The following is a 26,317-nucleotide window of genomic DNA, read 5'->3' as shown; positions in this document are numbered from 1 at the left end:
AGGGTTTAAAGGCTTTTCCTTTACTTGTGATAACATGTTGATAGTAGTTTGCACAGTAACTAATAAACCCCTAATTTTTAAACTTGTTTAAGTAAGCAATAAATTCTTATCTCAAAAAAATATTATTTATATCGTTGTTTGCCTATCTGCACTTATGGTAAAGTTTTTATGTACAATTAAAAAAAGGAGGTTTACTATGAGTGGGATAGCAGAAGTGAAAAGTAGTTCAGTGGTTGCTGGACAGGTTGCGACAAAGATTGCGAATTCCTTGGACAGAGCTGCCGGTGGCGGGGCGATTTTAAGCGATACGCAAACAACGGTTGGTGGAAATACGAACGCACAGGAAGCCATTCAAGCCATGCTGGGTGGTCAGAATAACATTGTGCAGGCCATCGGACAGGCATCAAATAATTTACAAAGTATTGCGAATGAATTTGAAGCCGCAGATCAAGTGGTAAGAAAATTGATATCCATTCCTTCACCTATAGGAGTGGGAGGCAGATGACGCAGTCGTTGGAGGATATTCAACAGGATGAGCGGTTGTTGGAGAAAGAACTGGACCAAGTGACGGAAGGAAGAAAGCATCTGAGACAGCTTGAAGAAGAATACGAAGAATTTTTCCATTACACCTCGACCTTGTTTTCAGAGATGCAGGAGCAGTTCCGACAGACTGATTTCACTTGGTATTTAAGCGAGCAACTAGATGGCTTACAGCATCGTGAGACTCATATTTTCGGCGAGTTGGATGAGGAACGGCAACAGCTGAATAGGAAGCAACGAGATATTGAGGATACCCAAAGTGAGCTTTCTTATGCGCGCGAAAGCATACTTGCTAACGAGGAGGTATCTATGAATGAGTGTTAATATGTTTGTAGGAGCTTCTCAAAGTCAGGCAGCCAGTGTCTTAGCCAAAAGCCAACAAGATCAGCAGGCCTATGAAAATATGTTACAGGCACTACAGCATTTCATTGGTGAGGATCGATTGAACTCTACGGCCTATAGAAATGCAAAAGGATTTTATAGTGCTGTGTTGATGCCGCTGACAAAAGCGGGTATTCTACTCTCGGAAGCGGTCGGAGAAGCCTGCCAGAAATTCGTACAGGACTATCAAGGAACCGTGGATAGTGGTGACTTGAAGTCAGAGGAACTCGAAGAAAAGATTCAACAGTTGAACGGGCAAATTAGCCATTTGGATTCCATTCGTGCAACGATTGAAGGCAAGGATTTGGCAGATAATTTCAAAATACGACAATTAAATCAAAATAGTCAGGCGAGAGGCCTGTTAGAAGATGCCAGAGATATGCTACAGAAAAAATTGGATAAGCTATTGGACTTCCATGGCACTTCTCCGGCTATTTTTTCAGCTATTTCAGAACTGGAAGCAATGGTAAGTCAAGGAGCCGCTCAAGCGGGTACTTCATTTACCGGCAGTGGATTCTCGATTCCATCAGACCTAGGCTGGACAGCAACAATCGCAGAGAAGTGGCAAACCAGAGCTGATAATATCAAGAAAAAAGAAAAAGAATTCCATGAGAAGAAAATCAAGGAACTTGAAAAGCATAATGTGTATGCTTGGCCTTATGAAGACCCGGAAACCAAAGAAATAAAAATCATGTGGTTTATCGATAAAGACGGCGTGAGAGTGTTTGATAAAGAGCTACAGGAGTATGTTGAAAGATACGGCAAGAACTTAGAAGGCATTTATGAAGTGGTCGACTGGGAGAAAATCTATGAACTGGACCTAGCCGCACGAAGAAGAGGTGATGGCAAGAATTACCTTAACTCGAACCAGCTTCCTAAAGGTTGGGAATGGTCCGGTCAAGCAAATGCACATATAGAATCTGCCTATTGGATGGCAAATAAAACAGGACTGTTAGATTTAGCCTTAATGGCCGGCTTGGTTTATTTGAATAAAAAGACAAAGGTTTCAACTTCTAAAAATGTAGCGAATGTGTTGGATGATGCCGCAGATACTAAGCATGCCAGCGGGTCTAATGATGTATTTTCAAGTAGTAAAAATGGAAAAAATTATACATTAGACAAAAGCAAGAGTACTGGAAATTCCGCTTACACTAAGGCTGGTGGGGCTAACCAGAGGGTACTTGAAGAAATTTCCCGAAGAAAGAATTTTTATAAAGAAGTCAGAGGTTTTGCTTGTGATGAAATAGCAGAAGATTTGTACAAAGCTTCTGGTGGAAAAGGAAAAATTTATGAGATTACTTCTGACACAGGTTGGATGAAGGGGATGGAATATGGGGAGATAAAAGATTATGTATACCATCATGTATATTCTGATGGTAAGTATATTTATGATCCACGATTTAATGACGTGCCTATGTTAGAAAATGCCTATTTTAAAGCTATTAGAGAATTAAATCCAGATGGGATTAATATAAAGTGATTAAGGAGATAAAATATGAATGTAAACACCGACACTTGTATTGCTGATTATTTTTATAAGCATTTTCCAATGAAACAATTGGTAAGGCAGATGTATTCTAAAAATAATGTATATAGCCAGATACCAGAACTGATATTTCGCTTCTCAGATTTATTATCTGATGAAATATATATTGATTTGAAACATTGCGTAAATTCTTTTTCTGGTAATGTTAAGTGGACTATTTTTGAAAGTTTTTATGGTAAAAAGACTCGAAACTACAGCCTAGTTCCTGAAAAACTCTATTTGATGAATAAGCAATTGTATGAAGAAAATCAAGTTATGGGAGCCGATAAATATTTTGCAGAGAAGGAGTATAAAGAAATTTGTGAAAAGAGTGTTGCTGATATTCCTGCGTTATGTGAATATATTCAACAAAATTTTCAGTGGAAGGAAAGTTACAATCAATCTTAATTATTAGCCCATATTGATTAGCGGTTGATTTAGGTTAAATCTTTAAGTCAGTTTAAAAAAGATAAGTAAAAAATCACTTTATCACAAGGCTGTCAATCAAGTGATAAAGTCCTATGCTATTACTAACTATCAAATCAAGGGGTAGAATTCAATTACAAATATGATAATGCACATAAAGGTTATGCACCTAAAAGCGATTTTCGAGATCCCCAAATTACAATACCAACAGATGTTTCTTATAGTGGATTATTGCACGAACAACAGCATTATCTAGATGACCTAGCTAATGGATTCCCTGGACCAGAATATAATTATCAAAATATCAACAGATTCAAATCCGAGTTTAATGCTTACATGAAGGAAATTCAATTAGCAGAACAGATGGGAAATTATAACTTAGCAAATCAATTATTCGAAAATTATATACTGGAAAGAAAAGCATTACTTGGTTATTGAAATTAACAGTATGGAGGAAAATATCTATGAAATCTTGGGTGAAAATAAATAAAGAACTCCGTAATGGAATTTTTACTGAACCTGAATTATTGGAATACTTGTATTTGGAAAATGACAGCATACTATACAACTCATTATCAATAATTGCAAAAATCAAAACCAAAAATGAAGTAATATTACAACGTGTCAAATGTTTGGCAAGTGGTAAAGATCCTCTTTCCACCAGAGGAATACCTAGATCAGAAATACAGTATGTAGCTATTGCTGCATTATGGTCTCTAGGGGAGGATAAAGAATCCTTTGATTTAACAGAGGATGAAATAAAAAATGTTAACGGCATTTATTACCAAAAAAGTTGGTCTAAATCATTAGATGATACGGAAAATATTTGAATGAATACAGCACGGGAGCTTGAGAAGAAAATAAAAAGTGGAAATTATGTATTAGCTGATGTAGAAAAAGCTATCCTGATTTACCTCAATTTTATTTGGAAGAAACTCAAAGGGAACAGCTAGATTTAACAATTTAAGGTGATAACACTCTGATAACAGTTTAAAGAAGTTCAAAGATATCATAACTTGCTTAACCTACTAAAAACAAGGCTTCTAATTTTAATAACCAGTCCTTTAGCCGATTGCTGAATGTTCGCTTAAAAAGTGGGCTTTAGCAATCGGCTATTTTTCTTTTAAAAATATGGTTTCAGTGAGCTTGAAATAATAAAAATCGAACAAATTTTCGTATGTTTTTACTGACCGTTTTTGCAGAAAATGATATGATAGAAGAAACTTTCGAAAGATGAGGAAATAGCCGAAATGAAATTATTGCATATCGCAGATTTACATTTAGATCGATCATTTGAAGGCCTTAAGGCTTTTCCGGAACGAGTAGCACAAAGGCTTCAGGAGACCAATAAACGAGTATTGCATACGCTTATCGACAGCGCGCTAAGAAATCAGGTAGACGCGGTTATTTTTGCCGGAGATACCTTTCACCAGAGTCAGACCTCGATTCAAACGCAAGCATATTTTTTCGAAGGGCTGGAGCGATTGATTAAAGAGGATATCCATGTGATGATTAGCTTTGGGAACCATGATTACTACAGCTCGGAGCGGTACTGGTTCGATTTTCCTGAAGAGGTCTATCTATTTGAACAGGAGAAGGTGCAGACTCATTATTTTGTCACTCGAAATAAGGAGCGGGTAGCTGTTTCCGGGTTTAGTTATGAGCATCCGTGGATTGAAGAGAATAAACTATCAGAATTTCCCTATAGATCAGCAGATGCAGATATTCATATAGGTATTTACCATGGGGAGTCAGCAGCGAATAGAGAATCTCGGTATGCTCCCTTCACAGTAAGTCGGATGAAGGAGCTGGGGTACGATTACTGGGCGCTGGGACATATCCATAAACCGGAAATATTAAGCGCAGACCCTCTGATTGTTTATCCAGGCACTCCGCAAGGTCATTCAAAAAAAGAAACCGGCGTACAGGGAGCAGGAATTGTCAATTTGGGAAACGGTCCTGCGACAATTCGATTTGAAGAAGCAGCCGAGGTGTTATGGGAAAAGACAAACTATTCTTTAAGCGATTATCCCACGAAGAAAGAGGCCTTGATGTTTTTAGAAAATGTTCTGATTGAAGAGGCCGTACAGAAGCACAAATTTTTGTTGAAGGAAATTATATTGACAGATACAGAACATCTAGAGGAGGCGTTTCATGTTTCTTGTGCTAATGGTGAGTTGTTGACCCATCTGCAAAGAACGCTCGACGGACAAAGGCAGCTTTTTGTATTTCAGCTATCTGTGGCAAGCCATACGAAAGATCAAAAAATACCGATACAGGCGTCTCCGCAACTATTGGAACAGCTGGAGAAGAACTACTTACAGGCAGAAATCTTTGCGGAGGAAACGAAAGAGCTTTTACAGCATCCGCAGTTTTCAACAATTCAATCAATCGACCGTGCTTGGCGAGAAAAATGTATTGAACAGGCAGATCGACGAATCAAAGAATCTTTTACGATTGAGGAGGATCAGCAATGAAAATCCTTTCGATAGAAATTGCCGGCTTTGGCAAGTGGCAGCAGAAGACGATTGAGTTTTCCGATGGGAATCAATTGATTTACGGTAAAAATGAGGCTGGGAAATCAACGGTTTATCAATTTGTTCAAGCTATGCTATTCGGCTTTCCGGCTAAAGGGAAAAAGAAAAAGAATTATATTCCAAAGGGCGGAGGCAGCTACGGCGGTCGTCTTTGGCTAGAGCATCCGGTATACGGAAATGTTCAAATCGAGCGCTACAAAGAACTAAATAAGGGACAGGCTAAAGTCTATATTGGCGAACAGGTTGGAGATGAAGCCTTACTACAGCAAATTCTACATCCATTAACAAAAGAGCTGTTCCAAACGGTTTTTACTTTCCAGCAGGAACAGCTGACACAGCTTGAGAAGCTGGACGAGGATGAGCTGCAAACCTCACTGTTGGCACTTGGAATTTCGGGTAGTAACCAAATGCTGAAAATACGGGAAGGCTATAACAAGCAGGCTCAGGAAATTTATAAAAGCAAGGGTTTGCGTCCGCCATTGAACGTGAAGCTTGAGCTGCACGGAAAGCTGACAGAGAAGATTCGCCGGAAGGAACAAGAAGAACAGCAGTACAATCAGATTTTAGCAGAGCTTACGGAGACAGAATCGGCAATGATTGAGCAACGGACTGCCGTCACCCAATTGAAGCAGCGGCTGGAAGCTTTGGAAAAACAACTGTTAAGCTATCCTTTATTCGAAGAATGGCAGCAGCTAAAGAAAAAACAGCTGGACACGGCTATTGTCGTTGAAGAGGATGAGAAAGACCAGCTGCTGTCTCTTTATCAGGAATATAAATTTTTGAAGGAAGAACAGGAACGGTTGAATCGAGTGATTCAATCAAGTGTGGCTCATCACGACCAATCAGGTGAGTACCTGTTTTACTTAAATGAAGAGGAGGCAATTAAAGACTTTCTCGACAAACGTTACACGATTGGTAAGCTCCTATCTGAAATTGAGTGGATGACTCAATCGCTGGAACAGAATACCTTAGATATGCGTAAATATGAACAAAAATGGGGCTGGACAGAGGAACAGCCGCCACGCCTGTTCTTTGAAGAGCAGCAGCTGGTAGAGCTTAGAGAAGGGATTGTCAGCCGAAAGGTTGAGCTGCAGACCGCTGAAGAAGATCAGCGCACCTTAGAAGCGAATATCCGCAGTCAGGAAAAAAATCTTGAGGATTTTGAGTCCGTGAATCAACGTGTCTTTCAACGAGAGCGTAAGAATAAACAGCAACCACTGCAGCGGAAAAAAATTGGCGGGTTTGCTGCTGCGGCAGCAGTCATTTGTTTTGTTGTTGGCTTTCTTTTATCCGGTTTTCTGCGTTGGGGCGTCCTTGGGCTAGGTGTCCTCTGTTTGGTAACAGCAGCCTTCCTGTTTCTTTTACCACAGAAGGATGCAGCGGACAGTATCAAGAAGCAATGGCAGCAAAAGCTGTCAAATCTGGATTATTTGAATGAACAGCTCTATCAGATAAAGGGCCAGATTGCCAGACTGCACGAGGAGGAAGAACACCTTCAGACATACATTCAGCAGCAAACAAGAGAGAATCATTTAGGCGGTATGGATCGACTGGAGTATTGGATGAATCATAAGGAAGATATCAAACGATATTTACTGCTGATTAGTACAACACAGGAGCTGCAGCGTCAAATCAAAGAGGATAAAGAGACGGCGAATCAATGGTTGAGACAGACGGAGCGTTTCGTGACATGGCTGCCGATTATTGGCAAGGGATTGGCGGAACGGCTGACAATTATCAGCGACTTCGCCGACGAGATGGAGCAGCTGCGCTTTTCCCAAGGAAATAACGCGGATATCTATACGAAGCAATCATTAAAAGAGGTTCGTGAAAAACAACAGCAAGTACTGGAAGCAGCACGACCATTGCTGTATAATTATCAAATTCTTGCAATAGAGGATGTACCTGAAAAATTACAATCCTATACGCAGAATGAAGCAGTTGGGAAACGCTTGGCGGAATTGCAGCCGCTTGTGACGAAGCTCTACCCGAAAGAGGTTGCTGAGCAGCAGCTGTTGGCGCAAAAGTATGAGCAAAGTGCCTTGTTGACGGCAGCTGAAGAGGACATCCTCCACTTACAGAAGGAAGAGCAACGATTGCTGTACAAGCGTCAACAGATGATTGAAGATGGCACGTTAGACAGTTTGTATCAGGAGTTAGCTGGGCTAGAGGCAGAGATTGAAGAGTTAGCTGTAGATTGGAGCGGCTATCGATTATCTGAACAATTGGTGTTGGATTTACTAACGGAGCTTTCCGATCAACAGCTTCCGGCATTATTAAAGCACGCAGTGAACTATTTTAAACTCTTAACGGATCAGAAGTATACAGATATCCAGCTTTATGAAGGTAAGCTGCAGTTGAAAGATACATCTGGGCAGCGCTTCGCTGTCTATGACTTATCTACTGGAACGAAGGACCAGCTGATTATGGCCATTCGCTTTGCTTTTCTTTCATTACAAGGAGAAAAAAGTATTTTTCCTATTATGGTTGACGACGGCTGGCTGCACTATGATCATGAAAGAAAACGTCATTTAGCCCGATTATTTCAACTTTTTGGCGAAAACCAGCAAATCATTTGTTTTTCTTCGGATCAAGAAATGGTAAGCTATTATCAAGAGAATAAACAATCAGTGGTCCAATTGGAGGGAAACAAGGATGAAAAAAATTCGTGAGCTTACGGTAGATGAAGTTTTTGAGCTATTTTTACTAATCAAAAACGCAGATGTACGTACGGCCAAAAACGGCAAGAAATTTATTGCCTTTACGTTTCAGGATACTTCCGGAACGATTGACGGAAAGTATTGGGATGCTTCTGAAGAAGAAATTCAGCGGTTTGAATCTGGAAAGGTCGTTATGTTGAATGGTAAACGTGAAGTATATCAAGGCAATCCGCAGGTCAAAATCATTCATCTGCGCTTAGCACGTCCGGATGAACCGAATCAACCAGCACTATATATGGAGCGTGCACCACTAAAAAGAGAAGATATGGTAGAAGAAATTAACCAGACAGTATTTGAGATTGCGAATGCTCATTGGCAGCGAATCGTTCGTCATTTGCTGACGAAATATCAGAAGGAGTTCTTTGATTTTCCGGCGGCTAAACGCAATCACCATGCTTTTGCCCACGGGCTCGCTTACCATACCTTGACGATGCTACGCTTAGGAAAAGCAATCTGTCAGGAGTATGAGGAGTTGAATGCGCCTTTGCTATACGCAGGAATTATTCTGCACGATTTAGGAAAGGTGAAGGAGCTCTCCGGAGCGATGAGTACGGAATACACGCTGGCTGGAAATTTAATCGGTCATTTGGTTCTGGTAGATGAAGAAATTACAAGTGCCTGTCAGGCATTGAAAATCGATGAAACGGATGAAGATGTAACGATTTTACGGCATATGGTCTTGTCACACCATGGCTTATTAGAATATGGTTCTCCGGTCAGACCAAGAATCATGGAAGCGGAAATCCTGCATCAAATTGATAATATGGATGCTTCAATCCAGATGATGCTGACCTCTATCAGACAGACAGAGCCGGGAACATACACGGATCGAATTTTCGGTATGGATAACCGCAGCTTCTATGTGCCGAAGAAGGATTGATAGAATAGCTTCAAGGATGAGAAGCTATTTGTTCTGAAAATGAGGGTGTCAATTGTTATTTTTGCATCTATTCGTAGGTGCAAGCCTAATCGACTGTTAAAAAATACCGCATCGCTTTTTTGTCTCAATGTAGAAAGTGATGTGGTATTTATGTTATTAGCAGGAGAGCTGAGCGGGTGATGAGGAAGAGCGAAGAAAAATAAGTAAATAAAGGAGAGACAAATGAATCAATCAGCAGAAAAATTATGGAATGAATTTATCAAAGAATATGAGATCAAAGAAGGCCGTTATACTGCTTGGAGCTTTGGCAGAACACCTGAAATGGCAGATGAACTGCTTCAAGAAGTGCTTCAGGGGGAAAAGAGAGGGACTTCTGGATTAAAGCGTGCGTATGAATTGGAACAGGAGGAAATCCCTAAAGCCGGGGATTACAGTATCCTTTTGGATGGAAGAGGGGAAGCTGCTGCGATTATTCAAGCCAAGCTAATCGACATTCTCCCATATAAATCGATAACAGATTTACATGGATATCTGGAGGGCGAAGGAGAGCGAAATTTGGCCTATTGGAGAAAGGTTCACCGCCCGTTTTTCGAAGCGGAGCTAACCGAAGCCAATGAAATATTCACAGAGGAGCATCTGGTTGTCTACGAATATTTTGAAGTAGTTTATCGAAAAAAATGAACACTATATAGCAGCTTATAGACGTAGCTGGAAACAGAGAGAAAACTGTTTCCAGTTTTTTTTGTATGTAAAAAATTACTCAAGAAAAAGAATTGGTGACTCCTAGGTGTACGTTTAAAGTGTCTATATGTTCTATTTAAAAAAAGGGGAAAGAAAATAATCATTAAAAAAACTTGTATTTTTTGTTATTTATTCCTAATATTTTTCTTAGATTTTTATTTTTTTGAGTGTAAAAAATAACCATGTTTAATTTCAAAAAATCATTAAAAAACAATGATTTTAATAACAGATGGATTGCTGATTTTTTGATAACAAATCCTTACTTAATAAAAGATTAGTTGACTTATGGTTTTTTCAGGAAACAACGAGTCATCGTGCCATAAAATAATTTTTTTAATAGGATAAACATAACATTCCTTATGCGTAATCAAAAAAAAGTTTTTTTTTGTAAGCATTAAATTATGATTATGTTTTTAACCCACCTATAATCAACTCAGATAAGTTGGCGCTAAAAAAAGACGATGAAAGGAAGAGATGGATGTGTATGTTGAGGGAGGGAGAAAACCAAAAAAGTTGAAGCGCTTTCTTAGTAAAAAAAACTTTTTTGTCTGTTACTTTGTCATTAATTTGGTCGTCGCAGGAGGATTTTCGGGCGTTTTATCGTATTTTTTTCATTCTGACGAAGCATCGGCAGCTGTGCTGAATGTGGAGATATTATCGGATATACACACTGTAAATAACAGTGGGACAACCAGCAGTCAGCGATGGCAGGCGACAGCAGCAAATCAGCCGGTTAATTTTACGATTTCCGGCGCTGGACTGGCAGATGTTTCAGCAAATTTGGTTGGGAAAAAGTATGGTGTTTTGGTTATTCCGCCGGAGCTGGCAAACAAGGTTAAAGCAAATGGAAGCTCTCAGGTACACACGAATATTACTGTCGATTTGAGTAAAGTTGGCGTATTAACAGCAACTTTGACAGCAGTCAATGACTTGGTCAGTTTGATTGATCGAATTCAAAAGGGCTTAGTTGCTGACTTGACAGGTGTTTCTTTGAATCTGGGAGAAGTAAATAAGCAGTTGGCTCTACTTGATGCCCTTAAAAATTTTGGTGCAGCTGATTTTCAACAATCCATGACCTTATCTGCAGATGGACGAGCCATTTATTTTTCGTTAGATGATGGCATTGGTCCAATCTTGGCACAAAACCTTTCGACGATTTTAACGAACCTGTCGAGTGCAGTCAGTGCATTACAGGTAACGGGAACTGGTTTGATTGGTGCAGCATCTGCTATAACAATCAATGCAGCACTTGGATTGCTGAAACCGACGTTGGTCAATGCTATTACTACAGTAAAACCTTTGTTAGCTGTGGGTGGAACCGGTGTACAGCAATTAGCAGATGCATCAGTATTAGGGAGTACAACGATCCAAATGCCTACACTGGTCTCCGGGCCAGGCAGTATCACGGGTAATCTGGATGCAAAATTTGTAGGAACCGTCATTAAATCATCAATCATCGATATCGATTTACTAAGTACGGCTAATGGTCTTTCCTATATCTATTTTGCCGGTGAAACTTTTGCGATGAACAATACGTTATTACCGGACTCGTTAAATTTTGGTGTCCATCCGATTCAAACGAAGCTGGACGAACTTTTTACTGCCACGCAGGGTGGTGTTGCCGGGGCTGCACAAACAACAGGAACGGTCTCTGTAACTGATACCCGATCGACAGTGAAGAATTGGCAGATTAAGGTTGCTCAGTCCAATCAATGGAATAGCAGTGGTGTTGAGTTAAGTACACCTGTATTGAGAATTTATGGAGGGACCTTAACAACAGATTACTCCACCGGTGTACGAAGCATCAGCGGTCAAAATATCGAGTTAATAAACGGTTCGCAACAGGAGCTCATGGCTGTTTCCGGAGTGACTGCGAGTGGTACGACTAGCTTAGCGCTGCCGAAATTCGATCTGTTTGTACCGAAAAATACTGCAAAGAAAATTGGTCAATACGAAACCACACTTATCTGGACTGTAACAGAGAGTCCATAAAGGAGGAGACATGATGAAATTGCTCAAGCAGTTAAGTTGTTTCTTAGTAATTTTAGGAAGCCTTGCTCTGATTTTCCTGGTCTCCTCACAGTTGGCTCAAGCTACTGTTACCAATGGAAACATCCGTTATTTTAAGGAAGTCAGGAACACATCAGATAGCTCTATTTCTTCGGGGAGCAGTACCACAACAGAATCCAGTACCACTGATACGAATAGTACGAGTACAGACAGCACAACAACAGAATCCAGTACGACAGATACAAGTAGTACAAGCACAGAAAGCTCTACAACAGACAGTACTGCAACAGACAGTACAGGGACGGTAGATGGTACAAGCAGTGAAGAGGTAATCATCAAGCCGTCAGGATCGTCAGGTTCCGGTAATTTTCTGAAAACAAACGACACAGTAAATTATATCTTTGTCGTTGTTGGTGTCATATTTGTTTTAATTGCTGTTTATAATCTTAAAAAAACTTAGGGGGAGAAAATCATGAAAACACAAACAATTATTGGCTTATCAACTGTTGCATTATTAGGAATTGGACTGGGTTTTAGTAGTACAAGTTATGCTGACAAAGCAACAAACGCTACTGTTGGGTATACAGGCGGGGGACTTGTTATGGACCCGGGCGGGTTATTGCCTTCCAATTTGAATTTCGGTTCTCACCCAATTCAATCAGCCGCTGATGAAACTTGGACTGCGACATCTGATGGAGTACAAGCGTCTCCTGCAACAACAGGAACTGTAGTGGTAGACGACAACCGTGGGGCAACACTACTTCCTGGTTGGTCTGTTAAAGTAACTCAACTTACTCAATTTTCAGCTGATTTGAACATTTTGACTGGTGCTGCTTTGTCTATTACTGCTGGAGCCATCACAAATAATTTGAGTTCAGCTCCAACAGGTACTAGTATGGCGAATAAAACAACAACACTAAATTTATTGCTTGCTAATACTGTAATGACAGCAAATGCTGGTGAAGGTGCTGGTGAAACGACATTGCCAATCACTAAATTCCAATTAGCTGTTCCTAAAACTGCATTAAAGGCAGAAGCGAACTATCAAACAACACTTAACTGGACAATTACAGCATCACCTCTATAAGATGCATGATTGTTTAGCGTTGACCGGGACAAAAGGAAGAAGTCCAATTTTTGTCCCGGTTTCTAAATGTTTGGATTACCAGTTTGGAGGAGAAAGATATGAAGAGAGAGCAGCGTGCATACCGACAAATTATTTTTACCGCAATTATCAGTATTATTTATTTTATGGGTCTAGTCACCTTTCCAGCCCTTGTTTACGGAGAATCAGCGACTTCGGTGGAGTCGGTGGATAATGAATCATTAAATAGTTTTGATGCGACGATTCATGTTCCAGACAGTCAAGCAGATAAGAACCTGTCTTACTTTGACGTAAAGCTTGACCCCAATCAAGAAGAGACGTTGACGGTAACTCTGGAAAACAAAACGGAAAAAACTCTTACATTGAAAGCTTCCTTTAATCGGGCAATCACAAACGCTATTGGAGTTATCGAGTATTCTGGTATCAATAAAGACACTTCAAAATCGGCACCCTATGATATTGAAGACTTGGTTACGTTGAATGACAAGGAAATTACGTTAGAACCACATGCAACAAAGGATGTTACCCTGACCATTAAAATGCCGGATAACTCATTCTCCGGATTGTTGGCAGGCGGGGTCTACTTTGAAGCAAATTCGGATGAAAAAGTTGAAGGAAATGTCAAGAATATCTTTTCAAGAGAAATTGCATTACTCATTCGGTCTGATGGAGAAGAAGTTAAACCTGACGTGACAATTAATAGTGCAAAAGCAGGACAAGAGAATTATCGAAATGTTATTGAAGTTGGAATAGAAAATAAGGCAGCTGCATATATTAAGGATATCACGATTGATTACAAGGTTTTATTGGATGGAAAAGAAGTGCTGAAAGGAACAAAAGAACAGTTAAACATGGCGCCAAACACCCTGTTTCCTTTTCAAATTCCTTTTTCCGGCGATAAGTTCGAAAATGGTGAGTATCAAGTAGATATCAAAGTAAGCAGTGATCAGGGAGAATGGGAAGGGAAGCCGAAATTTACTATTTCGGAGAAGGAAGCCTCAGATTTTAATGAAAAAGATGTTAGCATTAAAGAAGATTCAGGTGCTGAAATACCATGGGGAACTATTGCTCTAATTGCTGTGCTGATAGTATTAGGAAGTATAGTAATTCTGATGATTAATAGAAACAAGAAGTTGAAAAAGCAATTGGCGAAGAAACGGAAAAAAAGAAAAAAACGTCCAACAGAAACACCTAAAAAATAATTAAGCCAATAGAAGCATTAGAAAACGGCTGGTTCCACTCATGAGGAGTCCTTCTCTCATGAATGGAACCAGTTTTTTGCTGTGCTGTGAGAAGATGTAATCCATCGAACGTTTTTATAACAAACGTTATTTTAAAAGTGTTTATCAGCTGATTCATGCAATAATAAGAAGATTTCCCTTCTTTTATGAATAGAAAAATGATAAAAAAAAGATTTTAAAACGGTATATTTCTTTTTTGTTAATAGAATGACGAAATGAGAAATAAAAGAAAATAAAATGTTATGTCTTGTCAGTATTATATTTATGACGTCTTCTCTCTTTTAAAATAACGAGTGTTTTTATTCAAAAAAGAGAAGCTTTCTATTTTTTTTAGACCGAATCTAAAAACGTTTGTTTGCTATACTTTAGATGAATTTTGCATGTCGCATGGGTCATAGTGAGTTAGGAGGGGAATATAGTGCAAAAAAATTGGAAGAAAAAAGGAGGAGGCATCCGAAAATTTTTCAATGGACTGGTTGTTTTGTTTTTGTTACTATCGGTTGGTTTTCCATGTTCTCTTGTTTTTGCAGAAGCACTAAATCAGGAAGTGGTCAGCGAAGCGCCAACTGAAGGGATGATGGATTCCGGGGCCTCAGAGACTGACGAAAGTACAGAAACAGAACCATCGTATACGCAAGAAAGCAGTGAACCCGGTGTTCCGGAAAGCAGTACAGAATATACCGAGCCAACTGTTGAAGAATCGGAAGAACAGTCGGAGCCGGCTCCAAAAGACGACTATGAACAGCCGGAAGCTGAAGAAGTACCGGAAAAGGTTGCCGAAGAACAAGAGCTTGCTATGAGACAATCGGCAGGGCTGACAAACAGTATCGCTGTTGTTAGTGGAGGCGTTACCCAAGATATTACTCTGGAAAGTCCTGATTTTAATCCTTCATTGGTTTACGCACAAGCCGGAGACACCTTGAAATTCACGGTGATTTTTACACGTCCGGCTGATGTCAATGTGAAGAGCTATACGATGAAACTGTTCTTTGATAAACGCGCGAAGTATCAAAAAACAGATAACACTTTGGTGGAAATTAGGCGGAGCTATCCGAATATTCCAGTGTCAGATCAAATATCCTATAATACATGGGCGCCAGTAGGTGATGGAGCAGAGATGAGCGCATATCAATCGGTGGGAAGTGACCCAATCAAAAGTGATATCATCTTCACTTTTGAGTTGAATCTGAAAAATAATCTTACCGGGTTTGATTTGATGAGCTTTAATACAAACCTATCTGTAACTCTTGAAGGGCTGGGAGAACAGATTTACAATGATTCTTCTTACTATTGGATTAATTTGAAGGACAATCAACCAACTGAGCTTTCTTGGAACAACGCCTCGCTGGAGGAAAACAAGACAATCAGCTCTCACGATATCAGCGAACAGCTTTCAACGACGTTCTATTGGTCTGACCCAGATACGATGGCAGCTTATTTGCCTGATGGCTTTATTCTGGAGGATGGTAGTGGCTACGAGCATATTGAGACGCGCGCAAATGACCATGTCAATTCCGGGACAGTCACAATTTCTCTGGATGAGTACCTAAAAAGGAAGCCGTATGGGACGAATCAATTGACGGTCAAAGCATACAAAGAGGATGGGGCAGGGAGAAAAACCTATGTCTCCAATACGATCACGCTAAACCTGACTGTTGTTGGTACGGTTTCATGGGTATCGGTGACTGATAAGATGAACTGGACGTTGACAGCCGGTCAGGAAATGACAGAACCGCTTGCTCGGTCGGAAAATCTGAATGTCCTAGTTAAGGATAGTCGCTCAGACAACGATCGGACTAATGCACCTTGGAAGCTGTCAGTGTCTGCGAGGAACAATGGTTCTGAAGCCTATCCTTTTTCACTCGTTTGGAAAAATACTGGAGAGCCTGCAAGCGATTTAGGCGATACAGGAAGTGTTGTTTATACATCTGGTGCAGAATTGACTACTCCTGATCCTCAGCAGCCATTTGTTTTTCAAAAGAGCTGGCAAACGGATGAAGGCATCTTGTTGAAGGTTAATGGAACACCGGAAATTGGTAGAGTCTACGAAGAACCAATTTTAGTGAGTTGGACCTTGGTCGATGCCAGTCGTGGGACATAGAAAGGATGAGGATCATGAGATTATCAATAAAAAAACTGCTAGTCGCAGTACTTGTCGTGATCGCATTTCAGCCCATGTCAGCGGTCTGGAGTGTGACACATGATGTTCACGAAGGACAAATTCAGGTGGAGCTGAAAGATAGCGCAACGAACCAGTCAACAACTGAAAATACTGGTACAGGTCAGAATTCAACAGGCCAAGCTCCAAATAAGGCATCCGCCTCTTCAGGAAAAAATGGCAGTCTGTTAAAAGCGAATGAATCTGCCAGTTACCTCCTCTCGTTTGTCGGAACGATGCTCTTCATTTTAGGGCTATCCTATTTATTAAAAAGATATAGGGGGAGTAGGCATGAATAAAACGGTGATGTTTAGTCTGGCGGCCACCTGTCTATTTGCTGTTTTGCCCGTAGAAGCTATGGCTGAAAAAAATACAACTATGGAGGTTCAGCTGTCTAAAAGTCAATTAAGTCTAGAAAAAGTAAGCAGTCCTGCATTTGGTACGCAGAAGCTGACAGGAGAGGCGCAGATACTTGTTGCACAAGAGGATTTGACAATTACAATCGAAGATGGTCGTGCCGAAAAAACTTCTGGCTGGTCAGTATATTATCGTTTGTATGCGTATCAAAACAGCAAGGACAAAGAGAATCTTGCTCAGGCAGAAACGAAGATTGGACAGGGCGAGCTAAGAGTTAACGGTGAACTGGTTGGTAAGGAAGACTATCAGGCGCACCCACTCAGTGTGAAGGAGACCAATCAAACAGATCAGCCCTTACTTCAGTACCATGGATCGGCTACAGCTGATGCCATAACATATATTTATACAGTGACAAAGGAGAACATTTCGTTGCAACTACCAAAAGGCACTAAGGCAGGAAGTTATAGTGCACAACAAATGATTAGCTTGAGAGACCTGCCTGAAAATAACTAACAAAATGGAGGAGATCACAATGAAAAAAACAAAATTAATCGTTGCAGGTGTTTGTCTGGCAGCTGTTTTAGGAGCTGCCGCTCCGGCATGGGCAGCAAACGGCAATACGGATACCAGTGTCACGGTCTTGGCAGGAACAAATAATGGTATCCAGGAGGTTCCCGATTCTTATACTTTTTCAGGAACATTTTCTCCGGGGGCGACTGCATATACGCTGACAGGAACAGTCAGTACCGATGAAAAGGACTATTATGTACAGGATTATACTGGAAAAGACAAAGGCTGGAAATTGACAGCGACTGTTTCGGCCTTATCCGTTGCATCGGAGGAAAGTGCCGAGGTGACTAGCCTGACGATTACACCAACAACGGGTAATCCTATTATTCTTGGTGCAGGTACAGGAAGCGGTAATTTAGTCATGGAAAAAACGACAACCAATTTTAATAATCAAGGAGACTATAAGCTGGAAGTTGCGAGTGTAGCACTGGAAACCACAGCAATGGGGGATTACAAATTTGGCATTGAGGATGTGTTAACAGGCTCAATCACTTATACATTGGCGGATACTATTCGTATCAATTGATAGCAGCGTCTTAATAAAGTGAGCTGCAGGCTCGTTTAAGGAAGGGGATTTCAGTGTGGAAAAAACAGCGATGCAAGCAATCACGCAATTGCTCTTGGCAATGAGCCTGATTCTACTCACCTGCCTGAATGTACAAACTGTTTCAGGGGAAGAAATAGGCTTCAATGTACAGGCGAAGCTGCCGGAAAACCAGCAGAATCAAGAGATATCTTATTATGATTTGAGAATGCAGCCGGCACAGCAGCAGGAAATTACGATGACTATTTTCAATACGTCCAATCAGGAGCAGACCTATGAAATCAATGTGAATCAAGCCTATACCAATAAAAATGGCTTTATCGACTATGAACGCAACGACATAGAAGTAGATGCCTCTCAAAAATATCGATTAGCGGATATTGCAACCTATGCTCCTGAAATTACTGTTTCGCCACAAACAAGTATTGATTTTTCGATTCAGTTAACGATGCCTGAAGAGGTATTTGACGGAGAAATTCTTGGTGGGATTCAGGTTTTGAAGAAGACGAAGGAAGTAGAAGGAGAAATTGTGAACCGCTATGGTTATATTATTGGCTTGAGATTAACTGAAACAGACACGCCAGTTCAACGAAAGCTGGAAGTGAACGAGGTGCGGGCTGAAAAAACCTTTGGATCAACGGGAATCGTGGCAGAAATTCAAAATCCAACGATGGAAGGCATCGGTCACTTAAAATATGATGTAGAAATCAAAAATAAGCAGGAAGAGACAGTACGCAAGAAGACCTTTGACAAGGACATGTCCATTGCGCCAAACTCTACTTATGATTTTGCTGTTGATTGGGAAGAGGAATCGCTGGAAGCAGGCGACTATGTCTTGCATTTGGTGATTGCCGATGCAAAGGGAAATCATTGGACCTTTGATGAACCATTTGTAATCACGGAGGAAGAAGCAGAAAAAATTAATCAGTCGTTGCTGCCTATTGCCCCCTCAAACAATAATCCCTCATGGCCTTTTGTTTTGCTGGGGATGTTGAGCGGTCTGGCGGTATCGCTGCTCTTACTCTACTTGAGGAAGAGGAAACAACGACAGCAGGCTCTTACTGTGAGACTCATTTCAGCTGATACTTCAGCGCATATTCCAGGATCATCCGATACTCTCTAAAATAGAGGGTAGTTAGAATAATTGAATATTCTGGAGCGTGTGCAGTGAATAGACAATAAAAATGTGTGTGTGTTTTCCTCTGATACCTTATCTTACTAAGGTGCATAGGCAAACGTGAAGGAGCAGGGGAAGCTCAACCTGCTCTTTTTTGAGGTGCTGTCAGTAGAATTCTTTGCAAAAAAATAGGATTCAGCTGAACGCTGAATCCTATTTTGCTGGCAATTATTTAGAAGAAGATTCTTCTGTTGCGCTTGAAGAATCAGATGTTTTTGCAGAAGAGTCAGTTGAAGATTCTTCTTTTGTTGATTCTTTTGTGTTTGATGAAGCTTCAGTTGCTTCAGTACTTGATTCTTCAGTTTGAATGTACTGTGCTAACACATCTTTGAAGGCATCGTCCTTGATTTTTACATTTGCTTCTTTCAACTCATCACTAACCACTTTAGATTGGAAAGTTGAATCGCCTGTTTTATTTGTTGTAGCAATTTCTTCCAATTGCTCTTTGTAAGGGTCCATGTCATTTCCTTTAGCAGATGTTTTTGTCATCTTCACAAGGTAGTAGACTGTTTGGTAACCTGTGCTGTCAGTTACAGCGATTGGTTCACTTACTTCGTCATTTTTTAGTTTGAATGCTGCTTCTTGTACAGCTGCAGGAACTTCTGTAGAGGTAGAGTCAAATTTCACTTTACCACCATCTTCTTTAGTTGCAGTATCTGTAGATTTTTCTTTTGCAATTTTTGTGAAGTCGCCATCTTTGTCTAAGTCAGCTTTGATTTCTTTCGCTTCTTCTTCAGTAGCAACAGTGATGATTTGTGCTTCTACTTCCGGATGGAAAGAATCCCAAGCTGTTTTCAAGTCTTCGTCAGTAATCTCAACATGAGATTTGATTCCAGCTTCAAAAGCAAGACTTTGCTTGATTAGCGCTTTGTATGATTTTTGAGTGTAACCATATTGCTCTAAGTAGTCATCAAGGTTTTGGCCTTGTGCTTCAGCATTTTCTTTGATTTCATCGTATTTTGCATCGACGTCTTTGGTTGACACTTTATCGCCATATTTATCTTCAAATACTTTGTAGATAATCATGTTTGCAACACGTGATTGGCTGTCACTGTCGTTCTTGATTTCGTTGTAGAAATCTTCAACAGTAATTTTTGCACCTTTCATTGTAGCGATTTCTTCTGAACTGCTAGAACATGCTGCTAAAGCAAAGATACTTAATGCACCGGCTGCAGCTAAAATCAGTTTTTTCTTCATTTGGTCAGCTCTCCTAAAATTAATAGTTTTTGTATGATAGTTTTATGTAGAAAAGAATTTCTCACGTTTATTACTATACCATAATCTTAGACAGAAAAGAAACATCGAATTGAAGTTTCAAATAATTTTCGAATTTTGGACACATTTCGCGTAGAAAATGTAATTTTGATTGGTATATATTTCTTTAAGGTTGAAAAAAACATCTATCCAAAAAAATAAAACTTTTTTTGGATAGATGGCGTTTAGTCTTCTTTTTCTTCTGTGATTTCAGGCATTTCAGGAAGTTCCTGTTGGATTTTTTCCACCTGCTCCTGAATCTGCTCTAGCCGAGGTTCGGCTTGGAACTTGAAGTTCTCAATATCCTTGGTGAGTCCTTCAGCGAACGCTGGAATCATTGTTTCAGCTGTTTCTTGAAAATCAGCAAGAGTGGATTTGAAGGTGGTTAGTTTTTCATTGAAATCAGTGGATAAGTATTTCCAGTCGTCAATCTCGTCGATTATCTTCTCCTGTGTTTCTTTTCCGCTGCGAGGCGCAAGAAGCAGCCCGCCCAAACCGCCAACAACAGAACCAAATAGGAGTCCTTTGAAAAATCCCTTCATTATTTAGTCACCTGCTTTGAAATTGTTTCAGCTAATTGCTGCAATTCTTCACTTGAATACTTCTCTTGATTGTTCGGAAAACGCATCGCAAAGCCGTCGTCTTTGCTGTAGCGAGGAATCAGATGAATATGAGAATGGAAGACAGACTGATAAGCAAGCTCTTTATTGTTGTTTACAATGTTCAGACCTTCAACCTCAGGAAAAGCACTTTCTAATGCACGTGCGATTTTTGGAATACGAGCGAAAACATCTGCTGCTAAATCAGCATCATATTCAAAGATGTCAGTCACATGTTTTTTAGGAACAACCAGCGTGTGCCCCTTCGTCACTTGACTGATATCTAAAAAGGCATAAACGACCTCGTCTTCGTATATTTTATAGCTGGGAATCTCTTGATTGATAATCTTACAAAAAATACAATCTTCCATAGGAACCCTTCTTTCTTTAAATTATCTTTTTCTCTACTTTACCATATCTCAGCGAGAAAGTATAAGAACGAAATAGAGAAACGAAAATAATTCTTTATGATTGAAATAAATTTATAAGTTATACTGTTCGATAGAAAAGCAAGTCAGTGCAAAGTAGGCGGTTGTTTTCCTGATAGCCATTTTTCTGTCAAATAGGCTTGCGCTGAAGGAGGACTGAGCAGACTACTCTCCAAGGAGCTATACGAGTAGGTAACAAAAAGAAGCATCGGGAAACGACGGAAGCTTTTAATTGGAAGAAACACGAATCAGAAGCTGACAGAAATCGTAAGAAAGATGAGTCGGAAATTTACATGGGGAAGCCACTTTACCTTCTCATCATGTTATAATAGAAACATTAAAAAATTTGGAGGCAAAGACATGAGCTTGAAAATTGAGCATTTAACAGGCGGCTACGGTCATGTACCTGTTTTAAAAGATATAAACTTTGAAGTACAGGCCGGAGAAATGGTCGGTCTGATTGGATTGAATGGTGCCGGAAAAAGCACCACAATCAAAAATATTATCGGTCTGCTGACTCCTCAAAAGGGGAAGATATCTATTGACGATCAGACCCTGAGTCAAAATCCGGAAAGCTACCGTAAGAAAATCGGCTACATACCAGAAACACCTTCATTATATGAAGAGCTGACCTTGAGAGAACATATTGAAATCACGGCGATGGCCTACGATATTCCGGTAGAGGAAGCGTTTAGACGAGCGGATGTATTGCTGAAAACATTCCGTTTGGAAAATAAGCTGGAATGGTTTCCGGCACATTTTTCAAAAGGGATGAAGCAGAAGGTCATGGTTCTGTGTGCCTTTTTAATTGAGCCAAGTCTGTATATCATCGATGAACCGTTTTTAGGTCTGGACCCGTTGGCGATTCATGCCCTTCTTGAGCTGATGGATACCATGCGCAATCAGGGAGCTGCGATTCTAATGTCTACCCATATTCTGGCAACGGCTGAAAAGTATTGTGATCGCTTTGTCGTGTTGCACGAGGGAGTAGTACGTGCCATTGGTTCCATGGATGAGCTGCGTAAAGAGTTCAATCTGCCGGATTCTTCTTTAGATGATATCTATCTTGCACTGACTAAGGAAGAAAAGGTGGGGTAACTATGTCGGAACTGTTTAAGCTGCGTGCAGCCCGTCACTTGAAAAAGATGATGAAGTATATGCAGTATGTATTTAACGATCATTTTGTTATCGTCTGCGTGTTCCTTCTGGGCGGCTTGGGTTTCTATTACTCGGAGCTGTTGAAGAGCTTGCCGGAAAACTTCGTCTGGGGACGGCCGCTGATTTTAATCATTTGGCTGATGGCGCTTCTGATTGGTCAGTTGGCAACCTTGACCCAAGACGCAGACAAAGTATTTATTCTACCTAAGGAAGCAGAGATGCCAAGCTATTTCAAGCGGGCCTTTCGTCATTCTTTTCTATTACCAGCTGTAGCAATTGTGTTAATAAGCGGTATGACGATGCCATTGCTGGTTGTTTCTACCGGTGAAGAATTTTCCTCATTCTTCGTGTATTTAATTACGCTGCTGTTGCTGAAGGCAGCCCAGCTGAGCTGGCAGGAATATGATTTATACCAGATTTCAGTAAATGAAAGTCGATTGTGGCAAGGTATTTGGTTGGTTGCCAGCGCCGGAACATTGGCCATCGGTATGTATGTAAACCCGTTGATTGGGTTAGGAATTTCCGTAGTGGTTCTGGCGGTATTTATGGTTTATCTAAAGCAGAAGAAGCAACAGGTTTCTCTGGACTGGGAGAAAATGATTAAGAAGGAAAACAATCGGATGCATCGTATTTATCGGTTTATCCATCTATTTACCGATGTTCCGGAAATCACAGGGAGTATCAAACGCAGAAAGCTCTTTGATCCTGTGTTGAATCAGATAAAAAAGGAAAGCAAGAATACGTATCTGTACCTATATGCGCGCAGTTTTCTGAGAGGTTCTGAATATAGCGGCCTATTTTTAAGACTTCTAGGTGTGGCGGGTCTGATTTTATTTTTCTCAAAGGATTTTGTTTTGTCTCTGGGTGTGGCGTTAGTCTTCATCTATTTACTTGGCTTCCAGCTGATTCCGATTTATGCGCAATTTGATTACATGGTTATGACGCATCTATACCCAACGCCTGTAAAGCAAAAGAAGCAGGCGGTCAGCTACTTGTTAAATGTATTATTGATTATTGCCGCCGTTGTTTTCGGAGTGATTGCATTGTTTGTCCTGCCGAATCTACAGGAAGCGCTGATTGTAATGGCAGCAATGGCTGCTGAAATTTTTGTTTTTACGAGGTTCTATGTTCCACAACGTTTGAAAAAAATGGAGGAATAAGACATGAAAGTTCTATGGAATGATCGAATCGTTGAAAGAGAAGAAGTTAGAATTGATATGGAGGATCGCGGGTACCAATATGGTGATGGACTCTACGAGGTAATCCGTGTCTACAATGGACAGTTGTATATGGTTGAAGAACATATGACACGTTTATGGACCGGAGCAGAAAAAATCAAACTTCATCTGCCATTTTCCAAGGAGGAGCTGGTTGAGCGCTTAACGGAGCTGACTGCTGTGGAGAACATTTCAGAAGGAAAGCTGTACCTGCAAGTAACGAGAGGCATTGATTCCCCTCGTAATCATGCACTGCCTGATCCGAAAAAAGTAATCGGTGTGTTGACCGCCAATATCATTCCTTATGATCGTCCGGTAGAAAAACAGCGCAAGGGAATTGCTGTAGGTATTGTACCTGATACACGCTGGCTGCATTGTGATATCAAATCATTGAGCTTACTTGGAAATGTGATGGCGTTGGAGCATGCAAGAAGTCGCGGCTTTGAAGATGCGGTTCAAATTCGTGATGGCAAAGTGACGGAAGCTTCCGCAGCGAATTTTTGGCTGGTGAAGGATGGCACGATTTATACTCATCCGGATGGTCAACTGATTTTACCGGGGATTACGAAGCTGAAGCTTTTAGCACTTGCTGAAAAGCTTGGGCTGCCTGTGAAGGAAGAGACCTTTGATGAAGCAGAGCTGTTCACAGCGGATGAATGCTTTATCTCCGGTTCGCTGATTGAGGTTGTTCCAGTAGTAAAAATCGAAGAACACGTTGTCGGTTCTGGACAACCAGGTGAAATCACTAAGCAGCTTCATCAAGCATATCTGGCGGAAATAGACCGTCATTGATTGAAGACTGTTGCGAAGCAAGAGTTGACATTCCATAAAAAAACAAGTATAAATTTTATGATGAAAAGTAGTCGGGACAAAAAGCTTGCGCTCCGAAAGAGCTGCTTTTGTCCCCTCTTTTATTCAAGATTACGATAGAGACAATCCGTAAATAACATCAAGTAAGTGAGGAAAGAAAATGCGTGTAAGAAAAAGACCGGGTGCAGAGGAATTACTGGCTGCCCATCCGGAGTATGTAGTTGAAGGCCCTGAGCAATGGCAGGGAAAATGGCAGGAACGTTTTGGGAACACGAACCCGATTCATATTGAAATCGGAACAGGGAAAGGTCAATTTGTCGTGGGAATGGCAAAGGCCCATCCGGAAATCAATTATATCGGAATTGAAATGCAGGTAAGTGTACTGTCAATTGCGTTGGAACGAGCATTAGAAGAAGAGCTGCCGAATTTACAGCTGCTTCACGTGAATGGAGAAGCTCTGACACAGTATTTTGCAGAAAATGAAGTGGATCAAATCTACTTGAATTTTTCTGATCCGTGGCCAAAGAAACGCCACGAAAAACGACGTCTTACCTCCAGCAGCTTTTTGGCAGTGGATGAAAAGATTGTAAAACCGAATGGTGAAATTCATTTCAAAACAGATAATCAAGGCTTATTTGAATATTCACTAAGCAGCTTTTCAAAATACGGCATGATTATTGAACAGGTCTGGCTGAATCTTCATGAAAGCACCTATGAAGGGAATATCATGACAGAGTATGAGGAAAAATTCTCTGCAAAGGGGCAGCCAATCTATCGTGTGGAAGCACGCTTTCAAACAGAAGAATAATAAGAAAAAACGATAAAAACGACAGTCGCTAGTAAGATGTGACTGTCGTTTTTACTACGGATTCAATTTTATAAATTACGAAACGCGTAATCTATCAATGCGCGTACCCACTAAACATCTGTTACGAGCTGCTGGAGCTTGCAGCTGCGTTGCTCTCCTCTTGTTTAACAAAATCAATGGCAATGACAAGAGAGATGATGGTATGCTCCAATGACTCATCATAGATATCGACCTCGAAGGAATCCCCCCAAGTGAACCATTTTTCCTCGATTGTTGCAACTATCTCTCCCTTTCGAACAATTTCAAAATTTTTGTTCCACCAGTCACCTTGAATATCCAGCCCCTTAGCATCAATATGATAGCGGGATTTAAAAAGCGTCAGTTCTTTTTCAATCGTTAAAGTTTCTTCGCCATCAATCTCAATGAAAAATTTAGGCAGAAAACTGAATACTTTTTTAGTGATAGTCCCGATTCTCCGTCCTTGAGTATCTGAAATAGTGAAGGTTTTTGGGATAGCTAAAAAGCTGCCTTCAACAATATACTGATCCTGTTCCCACTCATCTTTAACAGTAAAATGACCGCCAAGGCTGAACACACGCTGTTTAATGAATAGTTTTTTCATGGTCTCCTCCTTTTTAATCAAACCTATAAATATAAACAATCAAAAAGAGAAAGAGACGCTTCTGCTAAAACAGAATGCATACCTTTCTCTTTTTATTACAATCGAGTAACATCAATCACGGTTCCGGTTTGTGCATCCGCAACAAAGGCATACTGAACCAAGCTGCCGTCCTCTATCCGAGAGATTCCACCATTATATGTTTTCGAATGAATGGCAAATTTTCTTAAAGGCTTCTTCTCAAATTCAATCCACGATCCCTCAATCGGACCTTCCTTCAAAAAGGCATCCTTGATATTTTCCAGTACGAAATCTGCATCCAGTGTTCGGTTTCTTTGGAACCACAGGGTGGACAGAACACCACTGACAATGCCCAGCCCGGCACCTATTGCCAGTCCGTTTTTAAAATAACTCAATTCATTTTCTTCACCCATTAGGAACCCCTCCGTCTATTTCAAGTATGAATAACTGTCTGTTGTCTTATTCCTATTCTAACATAGTCTAATGGAAAT

The 26,317-nt window shown here is 40.5% G+C and carries 27 protein-coding genes; 22 read left to right on the top strand and 5 right to left on the bottom strand.

Features of this window, described 5'->3' with window-relative positions; translation table 11 throughout:
• Positions 1–196 precede the first annotated feature (196 nt).
• The 18 genes from IW510_RS04050 to IW510_RS03965 all read left to right on the top strand — a co-directional run bounded on the left by IW510_RS04050 (position 197) and on the right by IW510_RS03965 (position 18,858).
• Positions 197–505 carry a TIGR04197 family type VII secretion effector gene (locus IW510_RS04050; RefSeq protein WP_202057162.1) on the top strand — a complete coding sequence of 103 codons (309 nt, stop codon included), beginning with the start codon at positions 197–199 and terminating at the stop codon, positions 503–505.
• On the top strand, positions 502–864 hold the full coding sequence (locus tag IW510_RS04045) for a DUF3958 family protein (protein ID WP_202057160.1): 363 nt from the start codon (positions 502–504) through the stop codon (positions 862–864). The genes IW510_RS04050 and IW510_RS04045 overlap by 4 nt, the downstream gene beginning before the upstream one ends.
• Positions 854–2,401, top strand: coding sequence for a hypothetical protein (locus IW510_RS04040; protein ID WP_202057158.1), 1,548 nt, complete (start codon positions 854–856; stop codon positions 2,399–2,401). The genes IW510_RS04045 and IW510_RS04040 overlap by 11 nt, the downstream gene beginning before the upstream one ends.
• A gap of 15 nt (positions 2,402–2,416) precedes the next feature.
• Entirely contained in the window at positions 2,417–2,854 is a 438-nt protein-coding gene (locus IW510_RS04035) for a hypothetical protein (RefSeq protein WP_202057157.1), read from the top strand.
• A gap of 482 nt (positions 2,855–3,336) precedes the next feature.
• Positions 3,337–3,702, top strand: coding sequence for a hypothetical protein (locus IW510_RS04030; protein WP_202057156.1), 366 nt, complete (start codon positions 3,337–3,339; stop codon positions 3,700–3,702).
• Positions 3,703–4,122: 420 nt separating this feature from the next.
• A complete protein-coding gene (locus tag IW510_RS04025; protein ID WP_202057155.1) occupies positions 4,123–5,349 on the top strand; it encodes a metallophosphoesterase family protein in 1,227 nt (408 codons plus the stop codon).
• Positions 5,346–8,081: an ATP-binding protein gene (locus IW510_RS04020; RefSeq protein ID WP_202057153.1), complete on the top strand. Its 2,736-nt coding sequence runs from the start codon at positions 5,346–5,348 to the stop codon at positions 8,079–8,081. Before IW510_RS04025 ends, IW510_RS04020 begins: the two co-directional genes overlap by 4 nt.
• Entirely contained in the window at positions 8,065–9,009 is a 945-nt protein-coding gene (locus IW510_RS04015; protein WP_202057151.1) for a 3'-5' exoribonuclease YhaM family protein, read from the top strand. Before IW510_RS04020 ends, IW510_RS04015 begins: the two co-directional genes overlap by 17 nt.
• A 222-nt stretch (positions 9,010–9,231) precedes the next feature.
• Positions 9,232–9,690: an ASCH domain-containing protein gene (locus IW510_RS04010; RefSeq protein WP_202057149.1), complete on the top strand. Its 459-nt coding sequence runs from the start codon at positions 9,232–9,234 to the stop codon at positions 9,688–9,690.
• A gap of 540 nt (positions 9,691–10,230) precedes the next feature.
• The gene (locus tag IW510_RS21540) at positions 10,231–11,742 is read left to right on the top strand and encodes an adhesive domain-containing protein (RefSeq protein ID WP_202057148.1); all 1,512 of its coding nucleotides are present in this window, start codon (positions 10,231–10,233) and stop codon (positions 11,740–11,742) included.
• 10 nt (positions 11,743–11,752) lie between these two features.
• Positions 11,753–12,220, top strand: coding sequence for a hypothetical protein (locus IW510_RS04000; protein ID WP_202057145.1), 468 nt, complete (start codon positions 11,753–11,755; stop codon positions 12,218–12,220).
• 12 nt (positions 12,221–12,232) lie between these two features.
• Positions 12,233–12,847: a WxL domain-containing protein gene (locus IW510_RS03995; protein WP_202057144.1), complete on the top strand. Its 615-nt coding sequence runs from the start codon at positions 12,233–12,235 to the stop codon at positions 12,845–12,847.
• A gap of 98 nt (positions 12,848–12,945) precedes the next feature.
• Complete coding sequence (locus IW510_RS03990) at positions 12,946–14,067, top strand: DUF916 and DUF3324 domain-containing protein (protein WP_202057143.1); 1,122 nt, start codon at positions 12,946–12,948, stop codon at positions 14,065–14,067.
• 457 nt (positions 14,068–14,524) lie between these two features.
• Positions 14,525–16,207: a hypothetical protein gene (locus tag IW510_RS03985; RefSeq protein WP_202057141.1), complete on the top strand. Its 1,683-nt coding sequence runs from the start codon at positions 14,525–14,527 to the stop codon at positions 16,205–16,207.
• Positions 16,208–16,221: 14 nt separating this feature from the next.
• Positions 16,222–16,563, top strand: coding sequence for a hypothetical protein (locus IW510_RS03980; RefSeq protein WP_202057140.1), 342 nt, complete (start codon positions 16,222–16,224; stop codon positions 16,561–16,563).
• Positions 16,556–17,134 carry a WxL domain-containing protein gene (locus tag IW510_RS03975; protein ID WP_202057138.1) on the top strand — a complete coding sequence of 193 codons (579 nt, stop codon included), beginning with the start codon at positions 16,556–16,558 and terminating at the stop codon, positions 17,132–17,134. The genes IW510_RS03980 and IW510_RS03975 overlap by 8 nt, the downstream gene beginning before the upstream one ends.
• 19 nt (positions 17,135–17,153) lie before the next feature.
• Complete coding sequence (locus IW510_RS03970) at positions 17,154–17,717, top strand: hypothetical protein (RefSeq protein ID WP_202057133.1); 564 nt, start codon at positions 17,154–17,156, stop codon at positions 17,715–17,717.
• Positions 17,718–17,772: 55 nt separating this feature from the next.
• Positions 17,773–18,858: a DUF916 and DUF3324 domain-containing protein gene (locus tag IW510_RS03965; RefSeq protein ID WP_202057132.1), complete on the top strand. Its 1,086-nt coding sequence runs from the start codon at positions 17,773–17,775 to the stop codon at positions 18,856–18,858.
• 222 nt (positions 18,859–19,080) lie between these two features.
• Here the strand turns inward: IW510_RS03965 and IW510_RS03960 are convergent, their stop codons facing one another.
• The 3 genes from IW510_RS03960 to IW510_RS03950 form a co-directional block, all read right to left on the bottom strand.
• The gene (locus tag IW510_RS03960) at positions 19,081–20,109 is read right to left on the bottom strand and encodes a peptidylprolyl isomerase (protein WP_202057131.1); all 1,029 of its coding nucleotides are present in this window, start codon (positions 20,107–20,109) and stop codon (positions 19,081–19,083) included.
• Positions 20,110–20,351: 242 nt separating this feature from the next.
• A complete protein-coding gene (locus IW510_RS03955) occupies positions 20,352–20,711 on the bottom strand; it encodes a YtxH domain-containing protein (RefSeq protein WP_202057408.1) in 360 nt (119 codons plus the stop codon).
• The gene (locus IW510_RS03950) at positions 20,708–21,136 is read right to left on the bottom strand and encodes an HIT family protein (RefSeq protein ID WP_202057130.1); all 429 of its coding nucleotides are present in this window, start codon (positions 21,134–21,136) and stop codon (positions 20,708–20,710) included. Before IW510_RS03950 ends, IW510_RS03955 begins: the two co-directional genes overlap by 4 nt.
• A 417-nt stretch (positions 21,137–21,553) precedes the next feature.
• Here IW510_RS03950 and IW510_RS03945 point away from each other — a divergent pair, with 417 nt between their 5' ends.
• From IW510_RS03945 to trmB, 4 genes are all read left to right on the top strand, one after another.
• Positions 21,554–22,291 (top strand): ABC transporter ATP-binding protein, encoded by a 738-nt coding sequence (locus IW510_RS03945; protein ID WP_202057129.1) that lies wholly within the window; start codon positions 21,554–21,556, stop codon positions 22,289–22,291.
• Positions 22,292–22,293: 2 nt separating this feature from the next.
• Positions 22,294–23,511: an ABC transporter permease gene (locus IW510_RS03940; protein ID WP_202057128.1), complete on the top strand. Its 1,218-nt coding sequence runs from the start codon at positions 22,294–22,296 to the stop codon at positions 23,509–23,511.
• Between the two features lie 3 nt (positions 23,512–23,514).
• The gene (gene dat, locus IW510_RS03935; protein ID WP_202057127.1) at positions 23,515–24,360 is read left to right on the top strand and encodes a D-amino-acid transaminase; all 846 of its coding nucleotides are present in this window, start codon (positions 23,515–23,517) and stop codon (positions 24,358–24,360) included.
• 178 nt (positions 24,361–24,538) lie between these two features.
• Complete coding sequence (trmB, locus tag IW510_RS03930) at positions 24,539–25,186, top strand: tRNA (guanosine(46)-N7)-methyltransferase TrmB (protein ID WP_202057125.1); 648 nt, start codon at positions 24,539–24,541, stop codon at positions 25,184–25,186.
• Between the two features lie 121 nt (positions 25,187–25,307).
• Here trmB and IW510_RS03925 read toward each other — a convergent pair whose 3' ends face one another.
• Complete coding sequence (locus tag IW510_RS03925; RefSeq protein ID WP_202057123.1) at positions 25,308–25,808, bottom strand: LURP-one-related/scramblase family protein; 501 nt, start codon at positions 25,806–25,808, stop codon at positions 25,308–25,310.
• Between the two features lie 95 nt (positions 25,809–25,903).
• A complete protein-coding gene (locus IW510_RS03920) occupies positions 25,904–26,239 on the bottom strand; it encodes a peptidase (protein ID WP_202057122.1) in 336 nt (111 codons plus the stop codon).
• Positions 26,240–26,317: the final 78 nt, after the last annotated feature.

Source organism: Enterococcus sp. BWR-S5 (genome assembly GCF_016745255.1).
Classification (GTDB): domain Bacteria; phylum Bacillota; class Bacilli; order Lactobacillales; family Enterococcaceae; genus Enterococcus_L.
The sequence above is the reverse complement of the archived record's forward strand: the minus strand, read 5'-3'. Positions and strand labels throughout refer to the sequence as shown.

Bases quoted from the DNA above. Each gene is read 5' to 3' on its own strand.
- IW510_RS03945 (WP_202057129.1), top strand. From the start codon at position 21,554: ATGAGCTTGAAAATTGAGCATTTAACAGGCGGCTACGGTCATGTACCT.
- IW510_RS03920 (WP_202057122.1), bottom strand. From the start codon at position 26,239: ATGGGTGAAGAAAATGAATTGAGTTATTTTAAAAACGGACTGGCAATA.
- IW510_RS03960 (WP_202057131.1), bottom strand. From the start codon at position 20,109: ATGAAGAAAAAACTGATTTTAGCTGCAGCCGGTGCATTAAGTATCTTT.
- IW510_RS04040 (WP_202057158.1), top strand. From the start codon at position 854: ATGAGTGTTAATATGTTTGTAGGAGCTTCTCAAAGTCAGGCAGCCAGT.
- IW510_RS03940 (WP_202057128.1), top strand. From the start codon at position 22,294: ATGTCGGAACTGTTTAAGCTGCGTGCAGCCCGTCACTTGAAAAAGATG.
- IW510_RS03970 (WP_202057133.1), top strand. From the start codon at position 17,154: ATGAAAAAAACAAAATTAATCGTTGCAGGTGTTTGTCTGGCAGCTGTT.
- IW510_RS03925 (WP_202057123.1), bottom strand. From the start codon at position 25,808: ATGAAAAAACTATTCATTAAACAGCGTGTGTTCAGCCTTGGCGGTCAT.
- IW510_RS03990 (WP_202057143.1), top strand. From the start codon at position 12,946: ATGAAGAGAGAGCAGCGTGCATACCGACAAATTATTTTTACCGCAATT.
- IW510_RS04050 (WP_202057162.1), top strand. From the start codon at position 197: ATGAGTGGGATAGCAGAAGTGAAAAGTAGTTCAGTGGTTGCTGGACAG.
- IW510_RS04015 (WP_202057151.1), top strand. From the start codon at position 8,065: ATGAAAAAAATTCGTGAGCTTACGGTAGATGAAGTTTTTGAGCTATTT.
- IW510_RS04045 (WP_202057160.1), top strand. From the start codon at position 502: ATGACGCAGTCGTTGGAGGATATTCAACAGGATGAGCGGTTGTTGGAG.
- IW510_RS04025 (WP_202057155.1), top strand. From the start codon at position 4,123: ATGAAATTATTGCATATCGCAGATTTACATTTAGATCGATCATTTGAA.
- trmB (WP_202057125.1), top strand. From the start codon at position 24,539: ATGCGTGTAAGAAAAAGACCGGGTGCAGAGGAATTACTGGCTGCCCAT.
- IW510_RS04010 (WP_202057149.1), top strand. From the start codon at position 9,232: ATGAATCAATCAGCAGAAAAATTATGGAATGAATTTATCAAAGAATAT.
- IW510_RS04035 (WP_202057157.1), top strand. From the start codon at position 2,417: ATGAATGTAAACACCGACACTTGTATTGCTGATTATTTTTATAAGCAT.
- IW510_RS03950 (WP_202057130.1), bottom strand. From the start codon at position 21,136: ATGGAAGATTGTATTTTTTGTAAGATTATCAATCAAGAGATTCCCAGC.
- IW510_RS03975 (WP_202057138.1), top strand. From the start codon at position 16,556: ATGAATAAAACGGTGATGTTTAGTCTGGCGGCCACCTGTCTATTTGCT.
- IW510_RS04020 (WP_202057153.1), top strand. From the start codon at position 5,346: ATGAAAATCCTTTCGATAGAAATTGCCGGCTTTGGCAAGTGGCAGCAG.
- IW510_RS04000 (WP_202057145.1), top strand. From the start codon at position 11,753: ATGATGAAATTGCTCAAGCAGTTAAGTTGTTTCTTAGTAATTTTAGGA.
- IW510_RS03995 (WP_202057144.1), top strand. From the start codon at position 12,233: ATGAAAACACAAACAATTATTGGCTTATCAACTGTTGCATTATTAGGA.
- IW510_RS04030 (WP_202057156.1), top strand. From the start codon at position 3,337: ATGAAATCTTGGGTGAAAATAAATAAAGAACTCCGTAATGGAATTTTT.
- dat (WP_202057127.1), top strand. From the start codon at position 23,515: ATGAAAGTTCTATGGAATGATCGAATCGTTGAAAGAGAAGAAGTTAGA.
- IW510_RS03980 (WP_202057140.1), top strand. From the start codon at position 16,222: ATGAGATTATCAATAAAAAAACTGCTAGTCGCAGTACTTGTCGTGATC.